This is a genomic window from Alkalihalophilus lindianensis, assembly GCF_032843265.1.
Lineage (GTDB): Bacteria > Bacillota > Bacilli > Bacillales > Bacillaceae_D > Alkalihalophilus > Alkalihalophilus lindianensis.
Map to the genome: position 1 here is coordinate 1 of NZ_JAWJBA010000451.1, position 265 is coordinate 265.

1 protein-coding gene is annotated in these 265 nt (G+C 42.6%); it reads right to left on the reverse strand.

Annotation, left to right across the window (positions count from 1 at the left end; all coding sequences use genetic code 11):
• Positions 1 to 265, reverse strand: a 265-nt coding sequence (locus RYX56_RS22995; RefSeq protein ID WP_317124207.1) for a carboxypeptidase-like regulatory domain-containing protein, incomplete at both ends; no start/stop codon positions are given.

The window sequence follows — 265 nt, forward strand, 5'->3', positions numbered from 1 at the left end:
TTCTAAAATTCGCTGGGCAACCCTGGTAGCCGAAACGACCACATCCTGGCCTAATTGTTCTGAAACGGTAAGATTGATATCACCTGCATCAGCAGTAGTTACTTCCACCTCTTTGGAAGCAAACCCAACGGATGAAATGATTAAGGTTACCGGTAAGCTTTTTACTTTTAGGCTAAAGGTTCCTTTGTCGCTTGTATAAGTGCCGTCTGTAGTGCCTTTTACTAAAACAGACGCAGCTGTGACACTCTCATTTGTAGAATTGTTT